At 68.9% G+C, this 22,668-nt stretch carries 23 protein-coding genes and 3 pseudogenes; 16 read left to right on the top strand and 10 right to left on the bottom strand.

Features of this window, described 5'->3' with window-relative positions; all coding sequences use genetic code 11:
- Nucleotides 1–44: 44 nt before the first annotated feature.
- On the top strand, nucleotides 45–233 hold the full coding sequence (locus PV419_RS05115) for a hypothetical protein (protein WP_319686446.1): 189 nt from the start codon (nucleotides 45–47) through the stop codon (nucleotides 231–233).
- Nucleotides 230–742, top strand: a complete 513-nt coding sequence (locus PV419_RS05110; protein ID WP_319686445.1) for a hypothetical protein — start codon at nucleotides 230–232, stop codon at nucleotides 740–742. The genes PV419_RS05115 and PV419_RS05110 overlap by 4 nt, the downstream gene beginning before the upstream one ends.
- Nucleotides 743–823: 81 nt before the next feature.
- On the opposite strand, the gene PV419_RS05105 is transcribed toward PV419_RS05110, so the two are convergent.
- Nucleotides 824–1,606, bottom strand: coding sequence for a TIGR03084 family metal-binding protein (locus PV419_RS05105; RefSeq protein WP_319686444.1), 783 nt, complete (start codon nucleotides 1,604–1,606; stop codon nucleotides 824–826).
- A gap of 220 nt (nucleotides 1,607–1,826) precedes the next feature.
- On the opposite strand from PV419_RS05105, the pseudogene PV419_RS05100 reads away from it, so the two are divergent.
- Together PV419_RS05100 and PV419_RS05095 are read left to right on the top strand one after the other, a co-directional pair.
- Nucleotides 1,827–2,240: pseudogene (locus PV419_RS05100) on the top strand (transposase); the annotation flags it as partial.
- Nucleotides 2,241–2,334: 94 nt separating this feature from the next.
- On the top strand, nucleotides 2,335–2,838 hold the full coding sequence (locus PV419_RS05095; RefSeq protein WP_319686762.1) for a hypothetical protein: 504 nt from the start codon (nucleotides 2,335–2,337) through the stop codon (nucleotides 2,836–2,838).
- On the opposite strand, the gene PV419_RS05090 is transcribed toward PV419_RS05095, so the two are convergent.
- The 3 genes from PV419_RS05090 to PV419_RS05080 all read right to left on the bottom strand — a co-directional run bounded on the left by PV419_RS05090 (nucleotide 2,835) and on the right by PV419_RS05080 (nucleotide 3,589).
- Nucleotides 2,835–3,020 carry a hypothetical protein gene (locus PV419_RS05090; protein WP_319686443.1) on the bottom strand — a complete coding sequence of 62 codons (186 nt, stop codon included), beginning with the start codon at nucleotides 3,018–3,020 and terminating at the stop codon, nucleotides 2,835–2,837. The two genes, PV419_RS05095 and PV419_RS05090, sit on opposite strands and share 4 nt — an antisense overlap.
- A 114-nt stretch (nucleotides 3,021–3,134) precedes the next feature.
- A complete protein-coding gene (locus tag PV419_RS05085) occupies nucleotides 3,135–3,491 on the bottom strand; it encodes a hypothetical protein (RefSeq protein ID WP_319686760.1) in 357 nt (118 codons plus the stop codon).
- Nucleotides 3,446–3,589, bottom strand: a complete 144-nt coding sequence (locus tag PV419_RS05080; RefSeq protein WP_415925238.1) for a GrpB family protein — start codon at nucleotides 3,587–3,589, stop codon at nucleotides 3,446–3,448. The genes PV419_RS05085 and PV419_RS05080 overlap by 46 nt, the downstream gene beginning before the upstream one ends.
- On the opposite strand from PV419_RS05080, the gene PV419_RS05075 reads away from it, so the two are divergent.
- Together PV419_RS05075 and PV419_RS05070 are read left to right on the top strand one after the other, a co-directional pair.
- A complete protein-coding gene (locus PV419_RS05075; protein ID WP_319686758.1) occupies nucleotides 3,536–3,949 on the top strand; it encodes a hypothetical protein in 414 nt (137 codons plus the stop codon). The two genes, PV419_RS05080 and PV419_RS05075, sit on opposite strands and share 54 nt — an antisense overlap.
- Before the next feature lie 11 nt (nucleotides 3,950–3,960).
- A complete protein-coding gene (locus PV419_RS05070) occupies nucleotides 3,961–5,034 on the top strand; it encodes a protein kinase family protein (RefSeq protein ID WP_319686442.1) in 1,074 nt (357 codons plus the stop codon).
- Between the two features lie 166 nt (nucleotides 5,035–5,200).
- Here the strand turns inward: PV419_RS05070 and PV419_RS05065 are convergent, their stop codons facing one another.
- The 3 genes from PV419_RS05065 to PV419_RS05055 form a co-directional block, all read right to left on the bottom strand.
- Nucleotides 5,201–5,629, bottom strand: coding sequence for a DUF4267 domain-containing protein (locus tag PV419_RS05065; RefSeq protein ID WP_319686441.1), 429 nt, complete (start codon nucleotides 5,627–5,629; stop codon nucleotides 5,201–5,203).
- A gap of 236 nt (nucleotides 5,630–5,865) precedes the next feature.
- A complete protein-coding gene (locus PV419_RS05060) occupies nucleotides 5,866–6,252 on the bottom strand; it encodes a VOC family protein (protein ID WP_319686440.1) in 387 nt (128 codons plus the stop codon).
- A gap of 106 nt (nucleotides 6,253–6,358) precedes the next feature.
- Nucleotides 6,359–6,709, bottom strand: coding sequence for an antibiotic biosynthesis monooxygenase family protein (locus PV419_RS05055; protein ID WP_319686439.1), 351 nt, complete (start codon nucleotides 6,707–6,709; stop codon nucleotides 6,359–6,361).
- A 244-nt stretch (nucleotides 6,710–6,953) separates the two neighbouring features.
- On the opposite strand from PV419_RS05055, the gene PV419_RS05050 reads away from it, so the two are divergent.
- The gene (locus PV419_RS05050) at nucleotides 6,954–7,535 is read left to right on the top strand and encodes a TetR family transcriptional regulator (RefSeq protein WP_319686438.1); all 582 of its coding nucleotides are present in this window, start codon (nucleotides 6,954–6,956) and stop codon (nucleotides 7,533–7,535) included.
- A gap of 158 nt (nucleotides 7,536–7,693) precedes the next feature.
- Here the strand turns inward: PV419_RS05050 and PV419_RS05040 are convergent.
- A pseudogene (locus PV419_RS05040) lies at nucleotides 7,694–8,758 on the bottom strand (DUF4158 domain-containing protein); the annotation flags it as partial.
- Between the two features lie 451 nt (nucleotides 8,759–9,209).
- Between PV419_RS05040 and icmF the strand changes: the two are divergent.
- The gene (gene icmF, locus PV419_RS05035; RefSeq protein WP_319686435.1) at nucleotides 9,210–12,467 is read left to right on the top strand and encodes a fused isobutyryl-CoA mutase/GTPase IcmF; all 3,258 of its coding nucleotides are present in this window, start codon (nucleotides 9,210–9,212) and stop codon (nucleotides 12,465–12,467) included.
- 21 nt (nucleotides 12,468–12,488) lie between these two features.
- Here icmF and PV419_RS05030 read toward each other — a convergent pair whose 3' ends face one another.
- Together PV419_RS05030 and PV419_RS05025 are read right to left on the bottom strand one after the other, a co-directional pair.
- On the bottom strand, nucleotides 12,489–13,256 hold the full coding sequence (locus PV419_RS05030) for a FadR/GntR family transcriptional regulator (RefSeq protein ID WP_319686434.1): 768 nt from the start codon (nucleotides 13,254–13,256) through the stop codon (nucleotides 12,489–12,491).
- A complete protein-coding gene (locus PV419_RS05025) occupies nucleotides 13,253–14,713 on the bottom strand; it encodes an amidase (RefSeq protein ID WP_319686433.1) in 1,461 nt (486 codons plus the stop codon). The genes PV419_RS05030 and PV419_RS05025 overlap by 4 nt, the downstream gene beginning before the upstream one ends.
- A 150-nt stretch (nucleotides 14,714–14,863) precedes the next feature.
- Here PV419_RS05025 and PV419_RS05020 point away from each other — a divergent pair.
- The 8 genes and pseudogenes from PV419_RS05020 to PV419_RS04985 all read left to right on the top strand — a co-directional run.
- Nucleotides 14,864–15,562, top strand: a pseudogene (locus tag PV419_RS05020) (isocitrate/isopropylmalate family dehydrogenase); the annotation flags it as partial.
- A gap of 28 nt (nucleotides 15,563–15,590) precedes the next feature.
- Nucleotides 15,591–15,857, top strand: coding sequence for an isocitrate/isopropylmalate family dehydrogenase (locus PV419_RS05015; protein ID WP_319686730.1), 267 nt, complete (start codon nucleotides 15,591–15,593; stop codon nucleotides 15,855–15,857).
- Nucleotides 15,845–17,365: an ABC transporter substrate-binding protein gene (locus tag PV419_RS05010; protein WP_319686729.1), complete on the top strand. Its 1,521-nt coding sequence runs from the start codon at nucleotides 15,845–15,847 to the stop codon at nucleotides 17,363–17,365. Before PV419_RS05015 ends, PV419_RS05010 begins: the two co-directional genes overlap by 13 nt.
- A 16-nt stretch (nucleotides 17,366–17,381) precedes the next feature.
- Complete coding sequence (locus PV419_RS05005; protein ID WP_319686432.1) at nucleotides 17,382–18,332, top strand: ABC transporter permease; 951 nt, start codon at nucleotides 17,382–17,384, stop codon at nucleotides 18,330–18,332.
- Complete coding sequence (locus PV419_RS05000) at nucleotides 18,329–19,207, top strand: ABC transporter permease (RefSeq protein ID WP_319686431.1); 879 nt, start codon at nucleotides 18,329–18,331, stop codon at nucleotides 19,205–19,207. The genes PV419_RS05005 and PV419_RS05000 overlap by 4 nt, the downstream gene beginning before the upstream one ends.
- On the top strand, nucleotides 19,204–20,274 hold the full coding sequence (locus PV419_RS04995) for an ABC transporter ATP-binding protein (protein ID WP_319686430.1): 1,071 nt from the start codon (nucleotides 19,204–19,206) through the stop codon (nucleotides 20,272–20,274). Before PV419_RS05000 ends, PV419_RS04995 begins: the two co-directional genes overlap by 4 nt.
- Entirely contained in the window at nucleotides 20,267–21,169 is a 903-nt protein-coding gene (locus tag PV419_RS04990) for an ATP-binding cassette domain-containing protein (protein WP_319686429.1), read from the top strand. Before PV419_RS04995 ends, PV419_RS04990 begins: the two co-directional genes overlap by 8 nt.
- A complete protein-coding gene (locus PV419_RS04985) occupies nucleotides 21,166–22,668 on the top strand; it encodes an aldehyde dehydrogenase family protein (protein WP_319686428.1) in 1,503 nt (500 codons plus the stop codon). Before PV419_RS04990 ends, PV419_RS04985 begins: the two co-directional genes overlap by 4 nt.

Raw genomic sequence — 22,668 nt, 5'->3', positions numbered from 1 at the left:
GAGCTCCGCGGCACGGTCCCCAAGGGCACCTCGGAGCCGTTGTGGTGGACGCTTCGCCGGCGGAGATCTATATCGCTCCCACTCCCGACGAGGTCGTTGCCCACGTCCTGGCCCACCATGAACGGCAGCGCACCGAGCTGGCCAAGCCGCCGGCCCCGCCGGCGCCCGGCTACCGCCCTGAAGTGCTGGCAGCATTGTTCGGCACATCGACCGCCAACGAGGATCGCCGGTGAACCCGATCGCGCAGGCCGCTGCCCCCACGCCCGTCGAGTCGCCGGAGGAGGACAAGCCTCTGGAGTGGGAACCGCGAGTCTGTGAAGTGAGCTGGTGGCAGACCGGTCAGAGCCGGGAGAGCCTGGTCGAACGGCTGCTGGGATTGTTCACCGACCCTGCTGCGGGCCTCACTCGCGACAAGGCGCGGCGGCGGGGCCTGAGCAAGCTGTTGGACTGGCTCGAAGGTCAGCCGGGAGAGACCTGGCAGGATCGCTGGATGGCCAGCGGAGCGGACGCCGCCGGCTTCGAGTGGAGCGATTTGCCCCTGAAGGGACGCGGCGTAATCAACCGCCACCAGCGCGATGAGCCGGCCACGGGCCTGGTGCTCCTGGTCGCCGGGCAGGCGATCCGGCCCAGCTACCAGTGGCTGCTACGGCAACGCCTGAGAGCCTGTCGGGTGGCGAGTTGCGTACGCCGAACATGGGCCGTTGACGGCCTCGGAGTTGTCACACTGGCACACACCGCATGATCATTCCGGGGCCGTCGCCGTGCCTGGAGGACAGATCGCAACCGTCACGCGTCTCGCATGACCAGGCACCCCGACACGCTTTCAGAGGAAGACGCGCGCCACCTCCAGCCACTTCTGAGCGTCCTCGCCGGTCGCCGTCATGTTGGTCTCGGACCAGGGGCGACGCCGGGTGACACACAGGCAGAAGTCGATAGCGCCGCCCTGTACCCGTTGCGCGGCAGCCTCGGGGCCCCACACCCAGGTCCGTCCGTCAGGTGCTGTCAGCTCGACGCGGAAGGGGCCCCCCGGCTCAGGCAGCCCGACGGCGGCGAAGGACAGCGCCCGTCCCAACACCCCCAGCGACGCCACGTGCTGCAGTCGATCCGTCGGGCGGCGCGCCACGCCCACAGCATCGAAGACGTCCTGCCCGTGTGCCCAGGTTTCCATCAGACGAAGGGGCGTCATCAGGGCCGGGGTCACCTTCGACATGTACCAGGGGAATGCGTGGTCCCATGGCGTGTCGCGCAGTGCCGCCGCCAGTTCCGCTCGACCGGCCCGCCACTCGTCCAGGAGTACCGACCGCGGTTTGGCCGCTCCCGCGGCGGCGGCCTCGTCTGCGTACCCGCTGCCTTCGGCTTCCGCCCGCCTGAGCTCGGCGCCGAACGCGTCCGGAGTGCGTAAGGCGCTGAGTGCGTTCGCGTCCGCCCACGCGAGGTGGGCTATCTGGTGGGCGACCGTCCAGCCCGGTGCCGGTGTCGGTATGGACCAGTCGTCCACTGCCCTGACCAGGACGTCGAGCTCGTCGCCCTCAGCCACCAGCGCGGACAGGACACCGGCGTCATCTGCATCGGGGACAGCGAGGTTGTAGTTCAACATGTGCGCCATGGTGCCACTCCTTCCTGACCAACGGCGGAGACGAAGTGTGCGGGCGGACTCCGATGTCGCCGGAGTCTGCCCACTCGGTGGTGGGGCCCGAGGCACCACGGGACCACCGTGCTTCCTCGACGGCGGCGCAGAGCGTGTCGGGCAGGCTGGTCATGCGAGACGCGTGACGGTTGCGATCTGCCTTCCAGGCACGGCGACGGCCCCGTAATGATCATGTGGTGTGTGCCAGTGTGACAACTCCGAGGCCGGCAGCGGCCCATGCTATCCGTCCAGCCTGACCGATGAGATATGGGAGGTCATCCGGCCGCTCCTTCCCGTGCCTAACCCGCGGAAAGGCGGCGGGATGCGTAAGTACGGAGACCGATTGGTGCTCGACTCGATCTTCTATGTACTGCGCTCGGGCTGCCAGTGGCGGATGCTCCCGCGCGACCTGATGCCTTGGGACGCGGCGCACCGCTGGTTCACCAAGTGGCGCCGGGACCGCAGCTGGGACCGTATCCACGATGAGCTACGCCGCCGGCTCCGGATCGGGGCCGGACGCGACCCTGAGCCGTCGGCCGCCGTGATCGACGCCCAGTCGATCAAGACCAGCGAGGGCGGCGAGGCGCGTGGATTCGATGCGGGGAAGCGAACGACTAATCAACCGGCCACCCGACAGGCTCTGACGGTGATGCTCACCGAAGCCCGGGCCGCCAGCGACCCCGACGCCTTCCAGCGGCTCGACCATCGTGATCCACAAGGGCGGCCTGGTCAGCAACATCACCGTTGGCGACTGCATCGAGCTGACAGCCGCGCTGAAAGGAACACCACTTCCGCGGCAGCGCGGGCCGGCCGCTGTTGTACGCCCTACTCAAGGAGACCGGCGTGCTCCCGGCCAGCGCACCACTGCGGCTGCGGGTGCTTCGCATCGAGGGCCGCGCAGCATCGAGCAGATCGTCGACGGGTACGGCATCGAGTGCCGGGCCGTCCGTGATCTGCTGGTCGAGTACTTCACCGAGCGGGCTCCCGAGCTCGACCACGTCTCGCTGCGTTCCATCGCCCGCAACGTGTGCCGGTTGTTCTGGCGCGACCTGGAGATCCATCATCCGGGCATCGACTCGCTGCGACTGCCGCGGGAGGTCGCGCAGGCGTGGAAAGAACATCTGGCTCACATGCGTAACGCCGAGGGCCACCCGGTGCGGCCGCGGGTGAACTTCCGCAGCGAGCTGGTGTTCGTCCGGGCGTTTTATTAGGACATCGCCCGCTGGGCCGCCGACGATCCGGCGCGGTGGAAGCCCTGGGTGACGGCGTGTCCGATCAAGGCGAGCGAGTGCGCGACGAAGAAGTCCAGGTCCGGGGTGAGTCCCGGATGGACCAGCGGACCAGGACCCAGTTGCCGCTGCTGCCTGCCCTGCTTCGCGCGGTCGATCGGCATCGCAAGGACGCCGAGAACCGCATCACCGCGGCTCGCACGACAGGGGCCGGTGGCCGGTTCGTCGTTTCCGGGGGAGGAGTTCGACCGCTGCGGATCCGGGCAGGCCGGCCGCATCTACGCCACCGAGGTGGTCACCGGCAAACGGTGGAACCTGACCCACGAGGAGGAAGCGGCCTTCTGGTCCTGGGCGACGGTGAAGGTGCTGCGGCACACCGGCATCCGGATCGAGGAGCTGGAGCTCACCCACCACAGCTTCATCGCCTCCACCCTGCCCACCACCGGCGAGGTGGTACCGATGACGCCGGTCGCCTCGTCCAAGACCGACGCGGAGCGTCTGCTGCTGGTCTCCCCGGAGCCGGCGGAGGTGCTGACGGCGTCATCTTCCGGGTCCGGGCCGGGAACGCCGCCCTGCCGCTGGTGTCGGCCTACGACGTGTTCGAGCAGACCCGGAGCCCGCCCATGCCGTTCCACCGTGGCCGGTTGGCCGGCAGACCCGGGACCGAGGTCGACCCCACGTGGTCGATGGCCACCGGCAGGTCACCCAGCGCGTCGCTCAACTGCTCGGCCAACCGCTCAAACTCCTTCGACCACTCCGGCCGGTGATCGACCACTGCAACCTGACGACGCTCATCGGGAAACGGCATGTTGACGCACGCTACCCCAACCCTCCCCGGAGCCCTGAGGAAGAAGCCATCGGCGGTCACACGGTCCCCGGTCACGCCGCCCGCTTGAGCTCGTGCCCGGAAGGGGTGGTGTGCCGGCCGTCAGCCTTCGTCGTCTTCGACGGCGTCCGGGTTTCGGAGTCACTCGCGGGGCTCTTCCGCGAGCGGATCATCGCCCTCGACGTGAGAGGGTGGCGAACAGCTCCTGCCCGGTGTTCGTTGAAGTGGCTGCATGAGAGGCGGGTGGCCGGCTGGAGGCATGAGTGAAGAGCCCAGACATGTCCCGCGGTGCTCGCCTGGCCGCCCACGGTGCCGTTTCCACATCGCTGGCGCTATGCAGTGATCGCAGACTGCACGAGCTCGTGGACGCCGCCACACCGATCGGTTCCGGCATCGGCGGGAAGACCGTACTGCTGGAGGTCGACGGAATCCCGGTCTTCGTCAAGCAGGTACCCCTGACCGACCTGGAGCGACGGCCGGAGAACGTTCACTCCACGGCGAATTTGTTCGGAGTGCCCTCCTTCTGCCAGTACAGTATCGGCAGCCCGGGCTTCGGCGCCTGGCGAGAGCTGGCCGTGCACGCCATGACAACGAACTGGGTGATCGCGGGAGACTACGAGGGTTTCCCCCTGATGTACCACTGGCGGGTGATACCAGGCCCTGGCCAGCCACTTCCCGAGGAGCTGGCCGACGTGGAACGAGCCGTCGCCTACTGGGGAGGCGGGTCGGGGGTACGCGGCCGGATCGAGGCCCTCCAGCAGTCCACGGCGAGCCTCATGCTGTTCCTGGAGTACATTCCGCAGAACCTGCACGACTGGTTGGGTGTCCAGATCGGAGCCGGTGACGAGGTGGCCGAGCGGGCCTGCGCCATGGTGGACAACGAGCTGAAAGCCGGCACCTCGTTCATGAACGCCCGCGGGCTGCTGCACTTCGACGCTCACTTCAAGAACATCCTGACCGACGGCCGCCGCCTGTACTTCGCGGACTACGGCCTCGCGCTCTCTTCCCGCTTCGACCTGTCCCGGGACGAGGCTGGTTTCCATGACCGGCACCGGAGCCACGACCGCTGCTACACGGCCTCGTATCTGGTGTACTGGCTGGTCACCGCCCTGTACGGGTACGGGTGGGACGAGCGCTACGCGCTGGTGCGCGCGTGCGCCGAGGGCGAACGCCCCACGGGAATCCCGGAGGCGGCCGCGGCGATCATCGCCCGCCATGCGTCGCTCGCCGCGGTGATGTGGGACTTCTTCCGCAAGCTCCAGGAGGAGAGCCGGGAGACCCCCTACCCGCTGGAGGCGATCCGCCGGATCGGACAGCAGGACAGCCCGCTTGATGCGGCGCCGGGGTCATAGGGCCCCTGCGGCAGCAGCACACTCCACGGGCAAAGGACCGTTTATGAGAATCGGGGCAGGGGGCTGGTTCGGCTCGACCAGTCCCCCTCAGCCGTCGGGCCGTCGCTTGACAGATAAGGGGCGGTCCGGCCACGGGACCGGGCCACCCCCTTCAGGCACGCAACTGTCAGGCGGGCTGCGCGGCGGGCGCTGGGGCGGGGGCCTTGTGGGCCTTGCTGGTCTCGCGGAGGGTCAACAGGCCGGTGATCGCGATCAGCGCCGAGGTCAGTCCGTGTATGCCGAACGCGGCGGCGATGGAGCCGTGGTGGGCCAAAACGTTGATCATGTCGCCGAATGGGGCGACGGCCTCCATCAGCAGGACCCAGCCCAGGGCACGACGGTGGCCTGTCACGAGCAGGATGGCGATGACCAGGCCCATCGAGAATTCGCGGGTACCCTTCATGATGAGGAAGCCGTCGCCGTTGCCGGCGGGCCAGTTCGGCAGGCCAACGCCCTGAGTGGACGCCGCAGGGGCCAGGATGAAGGACAGCCCGAGGTAGAGGACGAACAGGGCGCAGACGGCGGCCAGGACGGTGTTGACGTTCTTCAGCGACATGACGCTTCTCCTTTGACGTTCAGGTTGGAGTGGGGCAGGGTTCGGCGGCGGGCGTGGCCGGGGCGGACAAGACCGCCTTACTCGGGGGCATCCGCGGACCCGCGGACCAGAAGTGCTTCGCAGTGCTGCCCTGCAGATGGGGGGAACGGACACTGACACGGCTGACCGGCATCGCCTGGGCTACGAACGCGATACCGCTGTCGCCAGCGAGGGCGTGATCCGCTGGGCCGCCGGTCTCACGATCCGGCACCGCCCGGGGTGAGGATTTCCATGAGATGTCCGTCGGGGTCGCGGAAGTAGGTACCCCTGCGGCCTTTGGTGCGCTCGCTGCGATAGATCTGCCCGGCCTCCCGGCATGCGGGATCGGCGTAGTGGGTGATGCCACCGCGCTGGATGCGGGCGAGGGCGGCGTCGAACTCCTGCTCGCCGACCAGGAACGCGTAGTGGTGCGGCTCGAAGTCGTCCAGCTGGTCGCAGTCCAGGCTGACCTGGTTGGCCAGCGTGACCGGAGTGAAGTGTGCCAGCGGCGGATCGACACTCAGGCCGAGGATGTCGGCCAGGAACTGCGCCGAGGCTTGCGGGTCACGGGCGGGGACGATGGTGTGGTTCAGCTCCACGGTCATAGTGACTCCTGTTCAGGGACGGGCTGCGCGAGGTGGGGTCCGCCTGCCCGGGGGAGGGCAGGGCGTGTCTCCGGCCGCCCTGTCCTCCCCGGCTACGGCTGCCGTGTCACACGTCGATCTGCTCAAAGATGTGCGGGTGCGACACGATGTCGTCGGGGGACTCGGCCACCATGCGCTGGAACTCCGGGCTGCCGAACGCCGTGGCGAGCGCCTCGGTCGACTCCCAGACCGCGACGTTCATCAGAAGCTGACTGTCCGCCGTTCCCTTGTGCATCTGCAGGGAGACGAATCCCGGCTGAGCCTTCATGAACTCGGCCTGCCGGCGAAAGAGGGCCAGGAACGCTTCAGTCCTCTCCTTCGGGACGAAGAAGGTGTTGGCCAGGACGATGGGCCCGGTCTTCTCCTTGAACTGCGCGAACATCGGGGTATTCGGGTCGAGACTCTGCAGCCTGGCCATTTTCGGTACGTCCTCTCATTAACGGTTGCTACCTGTGGCACGAGGGGGTCTGACGGGTACTCAAGGGCCATCGCTGGTGCCGGCCTCCAACGACTGCGACCTTGCCAACGCTTGTTGGTCAACTCGTGTTGGCGAACTTAGGGCCGCGTCTTCGAACTGTCAACGCTTGTTGGCCAACTTGTGTTGGCGAGCTTCAGGCCGTGACTCTGGACTCGTCAACGCGCGTTGGCCTATGTTTGTTGGCATGACCGGCACCACGGAGAACGAGCAGGCCGCACGGCGTTCCGACGCCACCCGCGCCACGATCCTCGCCGCGGCCCGCGAGCGGTTCGCGGCGGACGGCTACGAGAAGGCGACCATCCGGGCCATCGCGCGCGACGCCAGGATCGACCCGTCGATGGTGATGCGCTACTACGGCAACAAGGCGGGCCTGTTCGCGGCGGCCGTCGCGATCGACCCCGGGCTGCCCGGCCTGCCCGTCGAACCGCGCGAGGAGATCGGCCGTACGCTGGTGCGCCGCTTCCTCACCCTGTGGGAGGAGAACGGTGAGCTCACCGCGCTGATGCGGGTCGGCGCCACCGACGCGGCCGCCGCCGATCGTATGCAGAGCGTGCTGCGCGAGCAGTTGATCCCGCTGGCACGCCAGCTAGGCCCTGATCCGGAGCAGGCGCCGGCGCGGGCGGCGCTGTGCGCGTCGACCGTGCTGGGGCTCGCGCTGACGCGCTACGTGCTGCGGTTCCCGGCGAGCGTGGCGCTCGGACGCGAGGAGATCGTGGACTGGCTCGGACCCACGATCCAGCGGTACCTCACCGCGCCCACGCCCTGAACAACGCGTGGAGGGCACTAACCACCGCGACCTCGGTCACGGCGGGTGCCTTCCAAGGGAAAGGAGACTCGTCGCCGGGCAGCACGATGCCGGCGGGCACGAGCCCATACGGTGCAGCCGCAGCTTCCGGGCCCCGTACCCCAGACCGGCATCCGCCCCGGAAGCTGCCTTGCCAGCACCTTGCGCCCGCCCGATGCGGCGCCCAGCGCCCTCGACTCCCCGAGCAGCGTCAGGAACGGGCGGACCGTGTTGTACCGGGTGGCCGCCACAGCGCGGCCACATCCAGACCGGTGCCGTGCTCCTCGACCAGCTCCATCTCCTTGCCGAGCACCCGCCAGACCGCCGTCACCAGCCGCGACGCCTTCTCCAGCCGGGGCAGCAGTGTCGACAGCCGGTCGCTGTTCGTGGCCCGCTTCGCCGAGCTGATCAGCTTGACCTGCATCAGGAGCACGAACAGGTCCAAGGCGTCATCGATCGCCGCAGCCTCCAGCGACCGGACCACCGCGGTTCACCTTCCCCAGGCGGAAGGCCGCGATCTCGTCGACCCTCTCCAGGGCGCCCTTCATCGCGTTGCCGGTGGTCCGGGTCGGCGGCCGGCGCATCCGTTCCAGCTCCGAAAGCCGTTTTCCTTCCGGCACGTCCAGGAGCGCGACCAGGTCCCCGGGCAGCGAAGCATCCGCCCGTCGGGCCGCGTTCGCCACCGTCGCGTACAGCCGCTGCTCGGCGATCCCGCGCACCTCCGCGACCTGCCGGGCCGGCACGCTCACCCCGGGCAGCAGCACCCGGTTCCGCCGCAGCCAGTGCACGGACTGGTTGAACAGCGCCACCGGCCCCTCGGCGTTCGTCCACGCCCGGCCGTGCAGGAACGTACGGAACAACCGCCCCCACTCCGGGTCTTCGTGCTGGTGGTAGCCGTACGCGTCCCGGATCTCCCACGCGTGCTCGTACGCCGTCTTCAACCGCTCGGTGTACTGCTTGATGCACAAGACGCCCTCGATGCCCAGCTCCTGGCCGAGGTGCTCGATGACCGACCACGGCACCGCGAGCGGGTCCTCCAGGAACAGCCCGACGTAGCGCACCGTGCACATCTGGAGCGCGAACCCGAGCCGGTTCTGATCCCCACGCCGCTTGCCGATCAGCGCACGGTCGACGTCGTCGAGGTAGAAGAACCGCTCCAGCTCGGGCCTCGTCGGCTCCTCGGCGAACTTCCCGTACGCCTCGGCTAGGCTGTTCCGGGACCGGTGATCTCGGCCTTGACGTCGCCGTCCTCTCGGAGTCCTGGCCATCCGTGGCCGCGTCAAACGCTGACGGCGAGCGCCAGGAAGATCAGCGCAAAAGACCGGGACCGGTGCGCGGGCCGCCTGTTGGTACTGCGAACGGAGGGAGTTGACGGCTTCCTCCCGGCGGGCCAGGCCGTTGACGCTCGCCATGTACGCCTCGTCGGTCGGTAGTCCGGCGGCGTGTTCGGGCGCGGGCGGGGCAGTGTGTTCGGCACTGCCCAGGCGGTGTGTGGCGTGGGTCTCGTTCCAGATCAAGCGGGAGATTCCCTGGAGGAGTGGGATCACTCGCGCACTCTCTGTGCTTCTCTTCACACCGTCCTCACCTTCAGTAATTTACTAGGACGTCCTACTATCTATGAGGTCGGCGCCCCCTGATTTATCCGGAAAGGCCCTCATGAGCGATCTGCACCGTCCCGTGCACCCCGTCCGCCTGGTTACGGCTTCGGCGCTGTTCGATGGGCATGACGCGTCGATCAACATCATGCGGCGGATCTTCCAGTCCCAGGGCGCCGAGGTGATCCACCTCGGACACAACCGTTCGGTGCGTGAGGTCGTGGACGCGGCACTGGAGGAGGACGCACACGGCGTGGCGGTCTCGTCCTACCAGGGCGGACATGTCGAGTACTTCGAGTATCTGGTCCAGTCGCTGCGCGCGGAGGGCGCGGAGCACGTCCGGGTGGTGGGTGGCGGCGGTGGCGTGATCGTGCCGGGGGAGATCGCCCGGTTGCGCGAGAGCGGGGTGACCATCTTCTCTCCCGAGGACGGGCAGCGGATGGGCCTGGCCGGGATGGTCAACTCGGTGATCCGCGACTGTGACTTCGACCTGTGGGACGGCAAACCGGCCGACGCCGCCGCCGTCCTCGCGGGTGACCGGTTCGCGATCGCCCGCGCCATCACCGGCGCGGAGCTCGGCAAGCTCCCCCTGGACTTCCTGACACAGTTGCGTGCTGAGGCCGCGGCGCGGGTCGTTCCGGTGCTGGGCATCACCGGCACCGGCGGTTCGGGAAAGTCGTCGCTCACCGATGAACTGGTGCGCCGGTTCTGCGTCGACCAGCGGGACAATCTCCCAGCTGCCGCTGCGGGGCGCCCCCTGCGGATCGCGGTGGTCGCGGTCGACCCGACCCGTCGCCGTGGCGGTGGTGCGCTGCTCGGTGACCGGATCCGGATGAACTCCCTGGACGGGCGCCGGGTGTTCTTCCGGAGCCTGGCCACGCGGGGCAGCCGTGAGCTGCCCGAGCACCTGCCCGATGTGATCGACGTGGTCAAGGCCGCCGGGTTCGATCTGGTGGTCGTGGAGACGCCGGGCATCGGCCAGGGGGACGCGGCGATCGTGCCGTTTGTCGACACCTCGCTGTATGTGATGACGCCGGAGTTCGGCGCCGCCTCACAGCTGGAGAAGATCGACATGCTCGACTTCGCCGACGTGGTGGCGATCAACAAGTTCGAGCGGCGTGGCGCCAAGGACGCGCTGCGTGATGTGGGCCGCCAGCTGGTCCGCAACCGCGAGGCGTTCGGCCAGCGGCCCGAGGACATGCCGGTGTTCGGCACCTCGGCGGCCACGTTCAATGACGACGGTGTCACCGCGCTCTACCAGCACCTGAAGGCCGTCCTGGCCGGGCAGGGCCTGCCGCTGTCCGAGGGCACGCTGGCGCCGGTCGACGTGCGCCACTCCTCGGGCATCCGGCAGGTGGTGCCGGCGGACCGGGTGCGCTACCTCGCCGAGATCACCGACACCGTCCGCGCCTACCACGCCGAGACCGACCAACTGGCCGAAGCGGCCCGCAGGGTGCAGCACCTGGACGCGGTCGAGGCCGAGCTGGTCGAGGCCGGCTCCGACGCCGGGAACGTCCAGTCGCTGCTCGAGAACGCCCGCAAGCAACTCCCGGACGACATCACGGGACAGATCGAGAACTGGCCGGCGGTCGTGGCCTCGTATTCCGGTGACGAGCAGGTGGTGAAGGTCCGTGACAGGGAGATCCGCACGAAGCTGACCCGCGAGTCCCTGTCAGGCAGCAAGGTTCCCCGTGTCGCTCTGCCCAAGTTCACCGACCACGGGGAACTGGTGCGGTTCTGGCGCCGGGAGAACCTGCCCGGATACTTCCCCTTCACGGCCGGGGTGTTCCCGTTCAAACGTGACGGGGAGGACCCGGCGCGGATGTTCGCCGGCGAGGGCGACCCGTTCCGCACCAATCGGCGCTTCAAGCTGCTCTCCGAGGGCCAGCCGGCCACGCGGCTGTCCACCGCCTTCGACTCGGTCACCCTCTACGGCCGTGACCCGGACGAGCGCCCCGACATCTACGGGAAGGTCGGGACCTCGGGAGTGTCGGTGGCCACGCTGGAGGACATGAAGGCCCTCTACGACGGCTTCGACCTGGTCGCGCCGACGACCTCGGTCTCCATGACGATCAACGGACCCGCACCCACCCTCCTGGCGTTCTTCCTCAACACCGCCATCGACCAGCAGATCGAAAGGTTCCGTACCGCCGAGGGCCGCGACCCGTCACCTGAGGAGGCGGCCGACCTGCGGGCATACGCGTTGAGAAGTGTGCGCGGGACGGTGCAGGCCGACATCCTCAAGGAGGACCAGGGCCAGAACACCTGCCTGTTCTCCACCGAGTTCAGCCTGCGGATGATGGCCGACATCCAGGAGTGGTTCATCGCGCACCAGGTCCGCAACTTCTACTCGGTGTCCATCTCCGGCTACCACATCGCCGAAGCCGGGGCGAACCCCGTCAGCCAGCTGGCCTTCACCCTGGCCAACGGGTTCACCTACGTCGAGGCCTACCTCGCCCGGGGCATGCACATCAACGACTTCGCCCCGAACCTGTCGTTCTTCTTCTCCAACGGCATGGACCCCGAGTACTCGGTCCTGGGCCGGGTCGCCCGCCGCATCTGGGCGGTCGCGATGAAGGAGAAGTACGGGGCGAACGAGCGCAGCCAGAAGCTGAAGTACCACGTCCAGACCTCCGGCCGCTCCCTGCATGCCCAGGAAATGGACTTCAATGACATCCGCACCACCCTGCAGGCGCTCATTGCGATCTATGACAACTGCAACAGCCTGCACACCAACGCCTACGACGAAGCGGTGACCACCCCCACCGAGGACTCGGTCCGCAGGGCCCTGGCCATCCAGTTGATCATCAACCGGGAATGGGGCCTGGCGATGAACGAGAACCCGCTGCAGGGCTCGTTCATCATCGATGAACTCACCGACCTGGTCGAGGAGGCCGTCCTCCAGGAGTTCGAGCGGATCAGCGAGCGCGGCGGTGTGCTCGGCGCGATGGAGACCGGCTACCAGCGCGGGCGTATCCAGGACGAGTCGATGCTCTACGAGCAGCGCAAACACGACGGCACCCTGCCCATCATCGGCGTCAACACCTTCCGCAACCCGCACGCGGACACCGCCGAACCCGCCGCCATCGAGCTGGCCCGCGCCACCGAGGAGGAGAAGAAGTCGCAGCTGGAGCGCGTGCGAGACTTCCAGACCCGCCGCCAGGAGCCGGCCAACGCCGCCCTGGCCGCCCTCAAACACGCGGCGGTGAGCGGCGACAACGTCTTCGCCGTCCTCATGGACGCCGCCCGTGTCTGCTCGCTCCAGCAGATCACCGACGCCTTCTTCGAGGTCGGCGGCCAATACCGCCGCAACGTCTGACCGGCCCTGCGGCGGCAGCCTTCAGGCCTCTTCGTCGTCCACGAGCGCGAGCAGCGGCCCCTGCTCGTCCTCGGGGACACAGCCGGCGTAGTAGTCGTAGAGTTTGCGCCGCGAGATGCGCGCTGCCGCCAGGCCGTCCCGTGCCCGGATCGCCTCGAGCACTTGCTGGTGGTGCTGGAGCGACTCCCGCATGAGCGCCGTGCTGTTGCGCGCATGGGCGACCTTGTCCGAGATCAGCGAGAGGACAGCGCCCCGGACCACCTGGTTGCAGACCTCGATGAGGGAGTTGCGGCTGGCCACGGCCACCGCCTCATGGAATGCGACGTCTGCCTTGCCGAACTCCTCGTACCCGGCCTCGATCGCGTCCGACATCACGGCAAGCGTCCGTTCCATGGCGGACAGCTCCTCCTCGGACCGCAGCCGGGCTGCCAACAAGCTCGCCGACCCGTCGAGGATCATGCGGAACGAGATCAACTCGGCCATCGACACGTTGTCGAACTGGACGAGCCGGGTCATCTCCTTGGTCAGGCCGGCCGACGAGAACGGCAGGATCTCCGGGCCGTTCGGGTCACCCGGGCGCGAGCGGATGAGGCCGTTGCTCTCCAGTACGCGCAAGGCCTCCCGCACCGTGGGCCGGCTCGCCCCGAATTGCGTCACCAGCTCTCGCTCGCTCGGAAGACGTTGACCCGGCTTCAGGTCACCTCGCGTGATCGCTTCCTCGATCTGCTCGACGATGCGCTGGTAGAGCCGTACCGGTGAGACCTGCCGGAACTGTGCCCCGTCACTCACGACTTCTTCCCTTCGAGTGTGGTCCATGCCGTCTTCTCCCCGGCGGGGGTCCCGGGGGCGCTGTCCGGCCAGCGCGGAACCGCCTCGGCAGGCCGGTTCCGTTCGTACCACGCCGCCGCCCGCAAGACACCGAGGTCGTCGAAACGGCGGCCCGCGATCTGCACCCCGATGGGCCGGCGGTCCGCCGTAAAGCCGCAGTTGACGGTGGCCGCGGGCTGGCCCGACATGTTGTACGGCGCGGTGAAGCCGATGTGGGACATGGTCTTGGCGTCCTCCGTGAACGGCATCGGCTGCTCAGCGGGGAACGCCGCCACCGGAGCCACCGGCGAGAGCACCAGATCGTACGGGACCGTCGCCGCCACGGTCTGCGCCTGCATGCGCATGATCTGCTGGTAGCACTGGAGTACCCGTGTGCCCGGCACGTCCGCGCCTCCCTGACACCATCGGATGATGTGGGGGTGGACGCGCAGCCCGGCCTCGGGCGCCAGTTCGCGGAAGTCGTTCCAGGACCGTACCCGCCAGAACAGGTCCAGGTCGTCCAGGAGATCTTGGCTCAGATACGGCTCGACCGGCTCCACGACGGCTCCCGCGGCCTCGAAGACCGCGGCGGCACGGTTCACCGCGGCGAGGATCTCGGCGTCGCACGGCTCCCCGCAGCCGGCGTCCAGATGCACCCCCACCCGCAGTCCGCGTACCTCGCCGTCCAGCGCCGACCAGTCGATGTCCTGCGGCGGCAGACTTGACCAGTCCCGGGGATCCGGTCGGCTCAGGACACGCATGAACAGGGCGGCGTCCGCCACGGTGCGCGTCATGGGGCCGGCGGCGCGCCCCAGGTACGGGGTGTCCAGCGGGATCCTCCCGTGGCTGGGCTTGAGCGTGGCGAGGCCCAGCCAGGTGCCCGGCAGCCGGATCGATCCTCCGATGTCGGTGCCGACGTGGAGCGGACCGTAACCCCCGGCGGCCGCGGCCCCCGCCCCGGAGCTGGAGCCGCCCGTGGTCCAGGCGGCGTTCCAGGGGCTGCGCGAGATGCCGTGCCGGCTGGAGACTCCTGAGGAGAGCATGCCCCAGTCCGGCATCACGGTCGATCCGAGTATCACCCCGCCGGATTCGACGACCCGCGCGGTGATGGGCGCGTCCGTCTCGGGGACGACCGGCTCGGCCCCCGCGTTGCCCGAGGGCATGGGGACGCCCCTGCGGGCGACGTTCTCCTTCAGCGTCACGGGTACGCCGTCGATGGGCCCGAGCGGTTCCCCCGCCGCCCATCGGGCCTCGCTGGCCAGGGCTGCCTTACGGGACTCGTCCGGATCCCGCACCCAGAACGCGTTGAGCACACTCTCGCGCGCCTCGATCACCGACTGGACGGCGTCGTGGACCTGGACCGGCGACAACGTGCGGTCAGCGAATCCGGCCACCATCTCGACGGCCGGCATGGCGGCCAGGCCCTGTTCCGTGAGCACTCGCACTCTCCTTCTCCCCCAGTTGCCGCTGGGCGGTGCTTCCTCGCGATACCCGGGGCATTCGAACCCTTGACAAGTACAGCCTCAGTCGTCACGGTACCTGGCAAGTGAGCTTACTGGTCAGGCCAGTCAGAGCGAAAGGTGGCGTTCATGGCGGGGGACACCAAGGTCGTGCGGCTCGCCGTCATACCGGGTGACGGAATCGGCCCCGAGGTCGTCGCGGCGACCGTGCCCGTCCTCCGGACCGCGCTGGAGGCCGATGGCCACCGGCTTGACGTGACCTCGTTCGACTGGGGAGGCGAGCGGTTCCTCCGGCAGGGCGCGGCGATGCCGGCCGATGCGGCCGACCTCGTCAAGAAGACGGACGCCGTGTTGTTGAACCTCCGCCCGGTGCGCGCGTTCCCCGGCGTTCCCACCAAGGTGCGCGACACCGATGGCGTGGACCTGGTCATCGTCCGCGAGAACACCGAGGGCGAGTACGTCGGCGCCGGCGGGGTGGCGCACGCGGGCAGCGGACACGATCTCGGCATTGAGGTCGCGGTGCACTCCCGTCGCGTCATCGAGCGGGCGGCGCACCATGCCTTCGCCCTGGCCGGTCGGCGGTCGGGGCACCTGTGCCTGGTGACCAAGTCCAACGCGATGCGGTACGGCTATCCGCTGTGGGACCGGGTGGTGCGCGAGGTCGGCGAGCACTACCCGGAGGTCCGGCTGGAAACCGTGCTGGTCGATGCCATGGCCGCCCGCATGATCCAGGCTCCGCGATCCCTTGACGTTCTGCTCGCCGGCAACCTGTTCGGCGACATCCTGTCCGACCTCGCCGCGGTGCTCGCCGGCGGTATGGGCATGGCCCCCAGCGCCAACATCCTTCCGGGCGCCGATGTGCCGGGTATCTACGAGCCGGTCCATGGCTTCACCCGACATCGCCGGGAAGGGCGTAGCGAATCCGGTGGCATGCATGCTCTCCGGTGCGCTGCTGCTCGACGACCTCGGACACACCGGCGCGGCTCGCCACATCCGCGACGCGGTGGCGGCCACCTTGCGAGATGCCAGGCACCACACGGCCGACCTCGGCGGCAACGCCACCACAGCGGACGTGTCATCCGCCGTCCTGCACGCCATGGAAAGCCAGGAATGGGACATATGAGATATAAACAGCTGACGCGGCACCCCGGGACGGTCGCGGCCACGCTCGTATGCCTGCTGCTGTCAGCCTGTTCGGCCGGGTCCACGGCAGCCGGCAGCCCCGGAAAGAACACCCTGGCGATCGGCCTCACCGCCGAGCCGGCCAACTTCGACTTCACCAAGACCGAAGGTGCCGCCATTCCGCAGGCGCTGCTCTACAACGTCTACGAGAACCTGGTGAAGCTGGACCAGTTGGGGAAGATACGGCCCGGTCTGGCCACGTCGTGGAGCCTGTCCAAGGACCGCAAGACATACACGTTCCAGCTGGTGAAGGACGCCAGGTTCAGCAACGGCGCACGGTTCACGGCCGAGGACGCCAAGTTCTCCATCGAACGCGTCACGTCCGACTGGGCGGTGGCGCAGAAGGCCCAGATGGACGTCGTCGACACGGCGCGGGCGGTGTCGCCCACCGAACTCAAGGTCACCCTGAGAAGGCCGAGCAACGACTGGCTGTACCGGATGACCACCCGCCTCGGCGCGATGTTCAGCCGGACCGGCGTGAGCAGGCTGGCCACCGAGCCGGTGGGCACCGGCCCGTATGTGGTGAAGAAGTGGAACCGCGGCGACTCGATCACACTGGCCCGTCGTACCGGCTACTGGGGGCGCAAACCGCACTTCGCGTCGGTCACCCTCAAGTACTTCAAGGACCCGACGGCCATGAACAACGCGCTGCTCACCGGCACCATCAACGTGATCGGCACGATGCAGTCCCCGGATTCTCTGTTCCGGTTCGAGAACAACCCGAAGTACAAGGTCATCGAGGGCTCGACCAACGGCGAGGTGGTCCTCTCCCTCAACAACGGCTCGGGCCCGCTGCGGAATCCGAAGGCACGCCAGGCAGTCCGCTACGCCATCGACCACAGAGCCCTGATGGACACCTGCTGGGGAGGCCGCGGCACACTCATCGGCAGCATGGTCCCTCCGACCGACCCGTGGTACCAGGACCTCACGAACCAGTATCCGTACGACCGCGACAAGGCCAAGAAGCTTCTCGAGGAGTCCGGGCAGGCCGGCCATACGCTGCGGCTGCGCATTCCGACGCTGCCTTATGCCACCGCGTGCGGCACCGTGGTCAAGAGCCAGCTGGAACAGGCCGGGTTCAAGGTCAAGCTCGATCAACTGGAGTTCCCCGCCGCCTGGCTGACCACCGTGTTCAAGAACGCCGACTACGACATGTCCATCATCGGCCATGTGGAGCCCCGCGACATGCAGACGGTGTTCGGGAACAAGACCTCCTACACCCGCTATGACAACCCTGAATTCCGCGCACTGCTGAAGAAGGCGGACCAGGGCACCCAGAAGGAGCAGATCACCTCCATGCGGGCCGCCGCCCGGCTGCTGTCCAAGGACGCCGCGGCCGACTGGCTGTTCCTGCTGCCGAACCTGATGGTGGCGGACGAGGACATCACGGGCCTGCCCGTGAACTACGTCTCCGAGTCACTGGATCTCACCGGCTTGGGCCGGTCATGAAAGGCGGCCTCAACCGATGATCGTCCGTCTCATCCAGCGGATCGCGATCCTCCTGGCCAGCCTTGCCGTGAGCTCCGTATTGGTGTTCGCGTTCATGGCGGTGCTGCCAGGGGATCCGGCCCGTGTCGCCCTCGGCACCAGCGCGTCGGACACGGCGGTGGCGCAACTGCGCGAGGAGTTCGGGCTCGACCGGCCGCTCGTGGCCCAGTACCTCAGCTGGGTGCACGGCCTGGTGACCTTCGACCCGGGGAACTCCTACATCTCCCACACGCCGATCGGCCCGCAGCTCGCCGACCGCCTCCAGGTCACCCTGTGGCTCGTCGGCACCGGGATGGCGCTCGCCTGCATCCTGGCGGTCCCCATGGGCACGCTCATGGCTGTGCGGCACCGCAAGCCGTCCGGGCTCATTCTCTCGGCCCTGTCCCAGGTCGGCGTGGCCATCCCGGCCTTCCTCGCGGGCATCCTCCTGATCACCGTGTTCGCGGTGGGACTCGGGTGGGTGCCGGCGAACGGCTGGACACCTCCGGTGCAGGATCCGGTCCTGTTCCTCAAACAGCTGGTGCTGCCCGCGCTGTCCCTCGGACTCGTGCAGGCGGCCGTGCTCACCCGCTATGTCCGCAGCGCCGTGCTCGACGTCCTCCGGGAGGACTATCTGCGTACCGCTCGCGCCAAAGGACTTCGCCCGACGCAGGCGCTGCTGCGGCACGGCCTGCGGAACGCGGCGGTGCCCGTGGTCACCGTCCTGGCGTTGCAGCTCGCCACACTGCTGGTGGGCTCCGTCGTCATCGAACGGGTCTTCGTCATCCCCGGGCTCGGGAGCCTGCTGCTGGACAGCGTCTCCAACCGGGACCTCATCGTGGTGCAGGACGTGGTCATGATCATCGCAGTGGCGGTGCTGCTCGTGAACTTCCTGGTGGACATGGTCTATCTGCTGATCGACCCGCGGCTCAGGGGAGGTGTGGCATGAGTGCTCCGGACACGGAAGCCACCGTGGAGTCCGCGGTGTCCGACGGCCGTCGGCGGCGGCGCCCGGTGACGGGCAGCCTCCTGGTGGGCGGTCTCATCGTCTTGGTCGTGATCGGCATGGCGCTGCTGTCCTTCGTGTGGACCCCACACGATCCGACGCTGGTGAACCCCGCGGCGCGGCTGGAGGAGCCGTCGCTCGAGTACTGGTTCGGCACGGACAAATTCGGCCGTGACGTGTTCAGCCAGATCCTGATCGGCTCGCGCACCACGCTGTTCGTCGGCTTCGTGGCGGTGGGGGTCGCCGCCCTGGTCGGAGTGCCCCTCGGCATCGTCGCCGGAATGGCGCCCCGCTGGTTCGGTGAGCTGCTGATGCGCGGCAACGACCTGCTTCTCGCGTTCCCGGCGCTCCTGCTGGCCATCATGTTCGCCGCCGTGTACGGCGCCGGCACGCTGGTCGCGATGGTCGCCATCGGCATCGCGTCCATCCCCAATTTCGCCCGGCTGATCCGCGGCGGCACGCTGCAGGTCATGAAGACCGAATACGTCATCGCCGCGCGCGCGGCCGGCCGCAGGCCGTTCGCGATCGCCCTGCGGCATGTCCTGCCCAACGTCAGCAGTCTCGTCATCGTGCAGGCGTCGGTCGGCTTCGCCATCGCCGTACTCGCCGAAGCCGCGCTCTCCTTCCTGGGCTTCGGCACCCCGCCCCCCACACCGTCCTGGGGCCGGATGCTGCAGGAGAGCCAGGAGCTGCTGTCGTTGGCCCCCCGGCTCGCCGTGTTCCCGGGCATCGCGATCGCGGTGGCGGTGCTCGGGTTCAACCTGCTCGGTGACGGCCTGCGTGACCGTTTCGACCCCAAGCTGGAGGACCACCGATGACCGCGGAACCTGACACGGCATCGGCTTTCGGGCCGGGCTCCCGCGACCCCGGCCCCGATGACGTATTGGCCGTGCGGAAACTCAATGTGGCGGTGGGCGGCCGCAAGCTCATCGAAGATGTCGACTTCACCATCCGGGCCGGCGAGCGGGTCGGCCTGATCGGTGAGTCGGGGTCGGGCAAGTCACTGACCGCGCTGAGCGTCATGGGCCTGCTCCCCGAGGAGCTCCGGGCCACGGGTTCGGTGCGGCTCGCCGGAGTCGACCACGACCTGGTGGGTGCCGACGAGGCGCGGATGTCCCGGGTACGGGGCAAGGAGATCGCCATGGTCTTCCAGGAGCCCATGACCGCTCTGAACCCCACGATGAGGGTCGGGCGGCAGATCGCCGAGGTGCTGCTGGTCCACCGGACCAGGCCCGACCGCGCGTCCGCTCGAGCCGCCGCCGTGGAACTGCTCGCCCAGGTGGGGCTTCCCGACCCCGCGGCCGCCGCGCAGGCCTACCCGCACCAGTTCTCCGGAGGCCAGCGGCAGCGGGTGGTACTGGCCATCGCCCTCGCGAACGACCCCGCGCTCCTGGTCTGCGACGAACCCACCACCGCGCTGGATGTCACGGTGCAGGCGCGGGTGCTCGACCTGATCGTGCGAGGTGTCCGGGACCGCAGGTCGGCCATGCTCTTCATCACCCATGACCTGGCCGTGGTGGCCACCGCCTGCGAGCGGGTCATGGTCATGTACGGCGGGCGGCTGGTCGAATCCGGCCCGGTCCGGGAGGTGTTCACGCGCCCCCGGCACCGCTACACCCAGGGCCTGATCGGCGCGTCGGACCTGACCGTGGTCGACGACCGCGGTCGGCTGGCCACGATCCCCGGATCGGTACCGCCGGCGGGCCGGTTCCCCGCCGGATGCGTCTTCAGAAACAGGTGCGCATCTGCGACCGAGGTGTGCGCCACCAGGCCGGAATGGGTCCCGACCGGGCCGGACTCCGGCTACGCCTGCTTCCACCCGGTATCCGAGAGCGGCGCACCCGGGACCGGCACCCCCACGAACCAGGAGGCCGGCCGTGGCTGAGCAGCCGACCAGCGCCCCCCTCGCATCCGGGTCGCAGACCGGTGATCCCGTTGGCGCAGCCGCAGCCGCCGCCGCCATCAGCGTCCGCGACGTCACGCGCGTCTACCAACGGCCTCGTACGTCGCTGCGCCGCCCCAGCCCGCCGGTGCACGCCCTGCGCGGTGTCAGCGTCGACGTCCCCCAGGGGCAACGGTTCGGCATCGTGGGCGAGTCGGGATGCGGCAAGTCGACCCTGCTGCGGATTCTGGCCGGGCTCGACCGTCCTACCAGGGGCAGCGTCGCGATCGACGGCCGGGACATCACCGGGCTCCGGGAGAGACAGCTGCGGTTCGTCCGTGAGCGGCTCCAACTCGTGTTCCAGGACCCGATGAGTTCGCTGGACCCGCGCATGCGCGTCGGTGACATCGTGGCCGAGCCGCTCGTCGCCCAGGGGCACCGGAACCGCCGGGAGCGGGTGGCCGAGTTGCTCGAGGCCGTCGGCCTGCGAGCCGACGCGGCGGACCGGTATCCGCACCAGTTCTCCGGCGGCCAGCGGCAGCGCATCTCGATCGCGCGCGCTCTCGCCCCCCGTCCGAAGGTCATCGTGGCCGACGAGCCGGTGAGCGCCCTGGACGTGTCCGTACGGGCCCAAGTGCTCAACCTCATCGCCGACCTCGTCGAGGAGCTGTCCCTCACGCTGGTCTTCGTCTCCCACGACCTGTCCGTGGTCCGTCATGTGTGCGACCGGGTCGCGGTCATGCACGACGGACAGATCGTGGAGACCGGGTCCACGGAGCAGGTGTACGAGGAACCGCGACATTCCTACACACGCAGGCTGATCGCCGCCGTGCCGACTCTGAGCAAGGCACTGTCCGGAGTGTCGGCGGCCGACCTCAACCGGGAGTACCGACCGTGACTACCCACGTCGACCCCGCCGACGACGAAAGCCCCCTGATGAAGGAGTTTCACCGGTTCCCGACGGGGCTACCCATCGGCGACAGCTGGGTGGAGGCACCCGCCGCCGAGGAGGTCCGCTTTCCCTACGACGGGACGCTCGTCGCGCGCGCCCCGGTCGGGGACACCGGCCTCGCACGCCGCGCGGTGGACGCGGCCCTCGCCGTCCGCGAGCGGGTCGGCCGACTCCCCTCGCACACACGCAGGGCGGCGCTGCTCGCGACGCACGAGGCGGTCGCGTCCCGGCGCGCGGACTTCGAGCGGCTCCTGGTCCTGGAGACCGGCAAGCCGCTGGTCGACTGCCGTGTCGAGGTGGATCGCACCCTGCTGACCCTGCTGACCGCGGCCGAGGAAGTGGCCCGGCTGCACGGGGAGACGGTGCCGCTGGACCTGCTGCCGTCGGGGGAGGGGCTGCTCGGCTTCTGGACCCGCAAGCCGATCGGCGTGGTGGTGGGCATCGCGGGCTTCAACTACCCGCTGCTGCTCGCCGCGCACAAGATCGCGCCCTCGCTGGCCGCCGGCTGCCCGGTCATCGCCAAGCCCGCCCCGCAGACGCCGCTGGCCACCCTGTGGCTGGTGCACCTCCTCCGCGAGGCCCTTCGCGCCGTCGGCGCGCCGCAGGCCGCGGTGCAGCTGGTGACCGGGGGCCCCGAGGTGGGCGTCGCGCTGACCCGCGACCGACGGATCGGGGCGGTGTCCTTCACCGGTTCCGCCGCCGTGGGCCACCAGATCGCCCGGGACGCGGCACCCACCAAAGTGCTGCTCGAACTCGGCTCCAACGCCGCCTTGGTGGTCGCCGCCGACGCCGACCTCGACGCCGCCGCCGACGCGGTGGTACGCGGCGGGTACTACGCGTCGGGCCAGGCGTGCATCAGCGTGCAGCGGGTCATCGTGGTGGACGCCGTACGGAAGGAGTTCGTGGCGCGCTTGACGGAGCGAGTGGCCCAGGTGGTCGTGGGCGATCCCCGCGATCCGGCGACGAGGGTCTCGGCACTCATCGACAAGCGGTCGACCGAGCGGGTCTGCGCGTGGCTGGAAGAGGCGGTGGAGGCGGGGGCGTCGCTGGCGGCCGGAGGCAAGGTCACCGACGGGGTGATCGAGCCCACCGTACTGCTCGACGCGGACCGCGCCCTCGCCGTCTGGAATGAGGAAGTCTTCGGCCCTGTGGTCGCGGTACGGTCCGTCCCCGATCTGGAGACGGCCTTCGCCCTGGTCAACGACTCGCGCTACGGACTGCACGCGGCCGTCTACACCAGCGCCCTCGACACGGCGTTCACCGCTCTCGACCGCCTGGAGGTGGGCGGAGTGGTCGTCAACGAGGTGCCCGGCTTCCGTTCCGACGTCATGCCGTACGGCGGTGTGAAGGACTCCGGGGCCGGGCGGGAGGGACCGAGGTTCGCCATCGAAGAGCTCACCGTCACCCGTATGGCAGTGATCCGTCCGACGACAACGAAACCGTGA

The sequence above is a fragment of the Streptomyces sp. ME19-01-6 genome, from assembly GCF_033793745.1.
Lineage (GTDB): Bacteria > Actinomycetota > Actinomycetes > Streptomycetales > Streptomycetaceae > Streptomyces.
Note: the sequence above shows the minus strand (reverse complement) of the source record. Positions and strands in the feature narration are given on the sequence as shown.

Coding starts and splice junctions, on each gene's coding strand:
- PV419_RS05105 (WP_319686444.1), bottom strand. CDS start 1,606: ATGGCGCACATGTTGAACTACAACCTCGCTGTCCCCGATGCAGATGAC.
- PV419_RS05090 (WP_319686443.1), bottom strand. CDS start 3,020: ATGCCGATCGACCGCGCGAAGCAGGGCAGGCAGCAGCGGCAACTGGGT.
- PV419_RS05070 (WP_319686442.1), top strand. CDS start 3,961: ATGTCCCGCGGTGCTCGCCTGGCCGCCCACGGTGCCGTTTCCACATCG.
- PV419_RS05065 (WP_319686441.1), bottom strand. CDS start 5,629: ATGTCGCTGAAGAACGTCAACACCGTCCTGGCCGCCGTCTGCGCCCTG.
- PV419_RS05060 (WP_319686440.1), bottom strand. CDS start 6,252: ATGACCGTGGAGCTGAACCACACCATCGTCCCCGCCCGTGACCCGCAA.
- PV419_RS05055 (WP_319686439.1), bottom strand. CDS start 6,709: ATGGCCAGGCTGCAGAGTCTCGACCCGAATACCCCGATGTTCGCGCAG.
- PV419_RS05050 (WP_319686438.1), top strand. CDS start 6,954: ATGACCGGCACCACGGAGAACGAGCAGGCCGCACGGCGTTCCGACGCC.
- icmF (WP_319686435.1), top strand. CDS start 9,210: ATGAGCGATCTGCACCGTCCCGTGCACCCCGTCCGCCTGGTTACGGCT.
- PV419_RS05015 (WP_319686730.1), top strand. CDS start 15,591: ATGTGCCGGGTATCTACGAGCCGGTCCATGGCTTCACCCGACATCGCC.
- PV419_RS05010 (WP_319686729.1), top strand. CDS start 15,845: ATGGGACATATGAGATATAAACAGCTGACGCGGCACCCCGGGACGGTC.
- PV419_RS05005 (WP_319686432.1), top strand. CDS start 17,382: ATGATCGTCCGTCTCATCCAGCGGATCGCGATCCTCCTGGCCAGCCTT.
- PV419_RS05000 (WP_319686431.1), top strand. CDS start 18,329: ATGAGTGCTCCGGACACGGAAGCCACCGTGGAGTCCGCGGTGTCCGAC.
- PV419_RS04995 (WP_319686430.1), top strand. CDS start 19,204: ATGACCGCGGAACCTGACACGGCATCGGCTTTCGGGCCGGGCTCCCGC.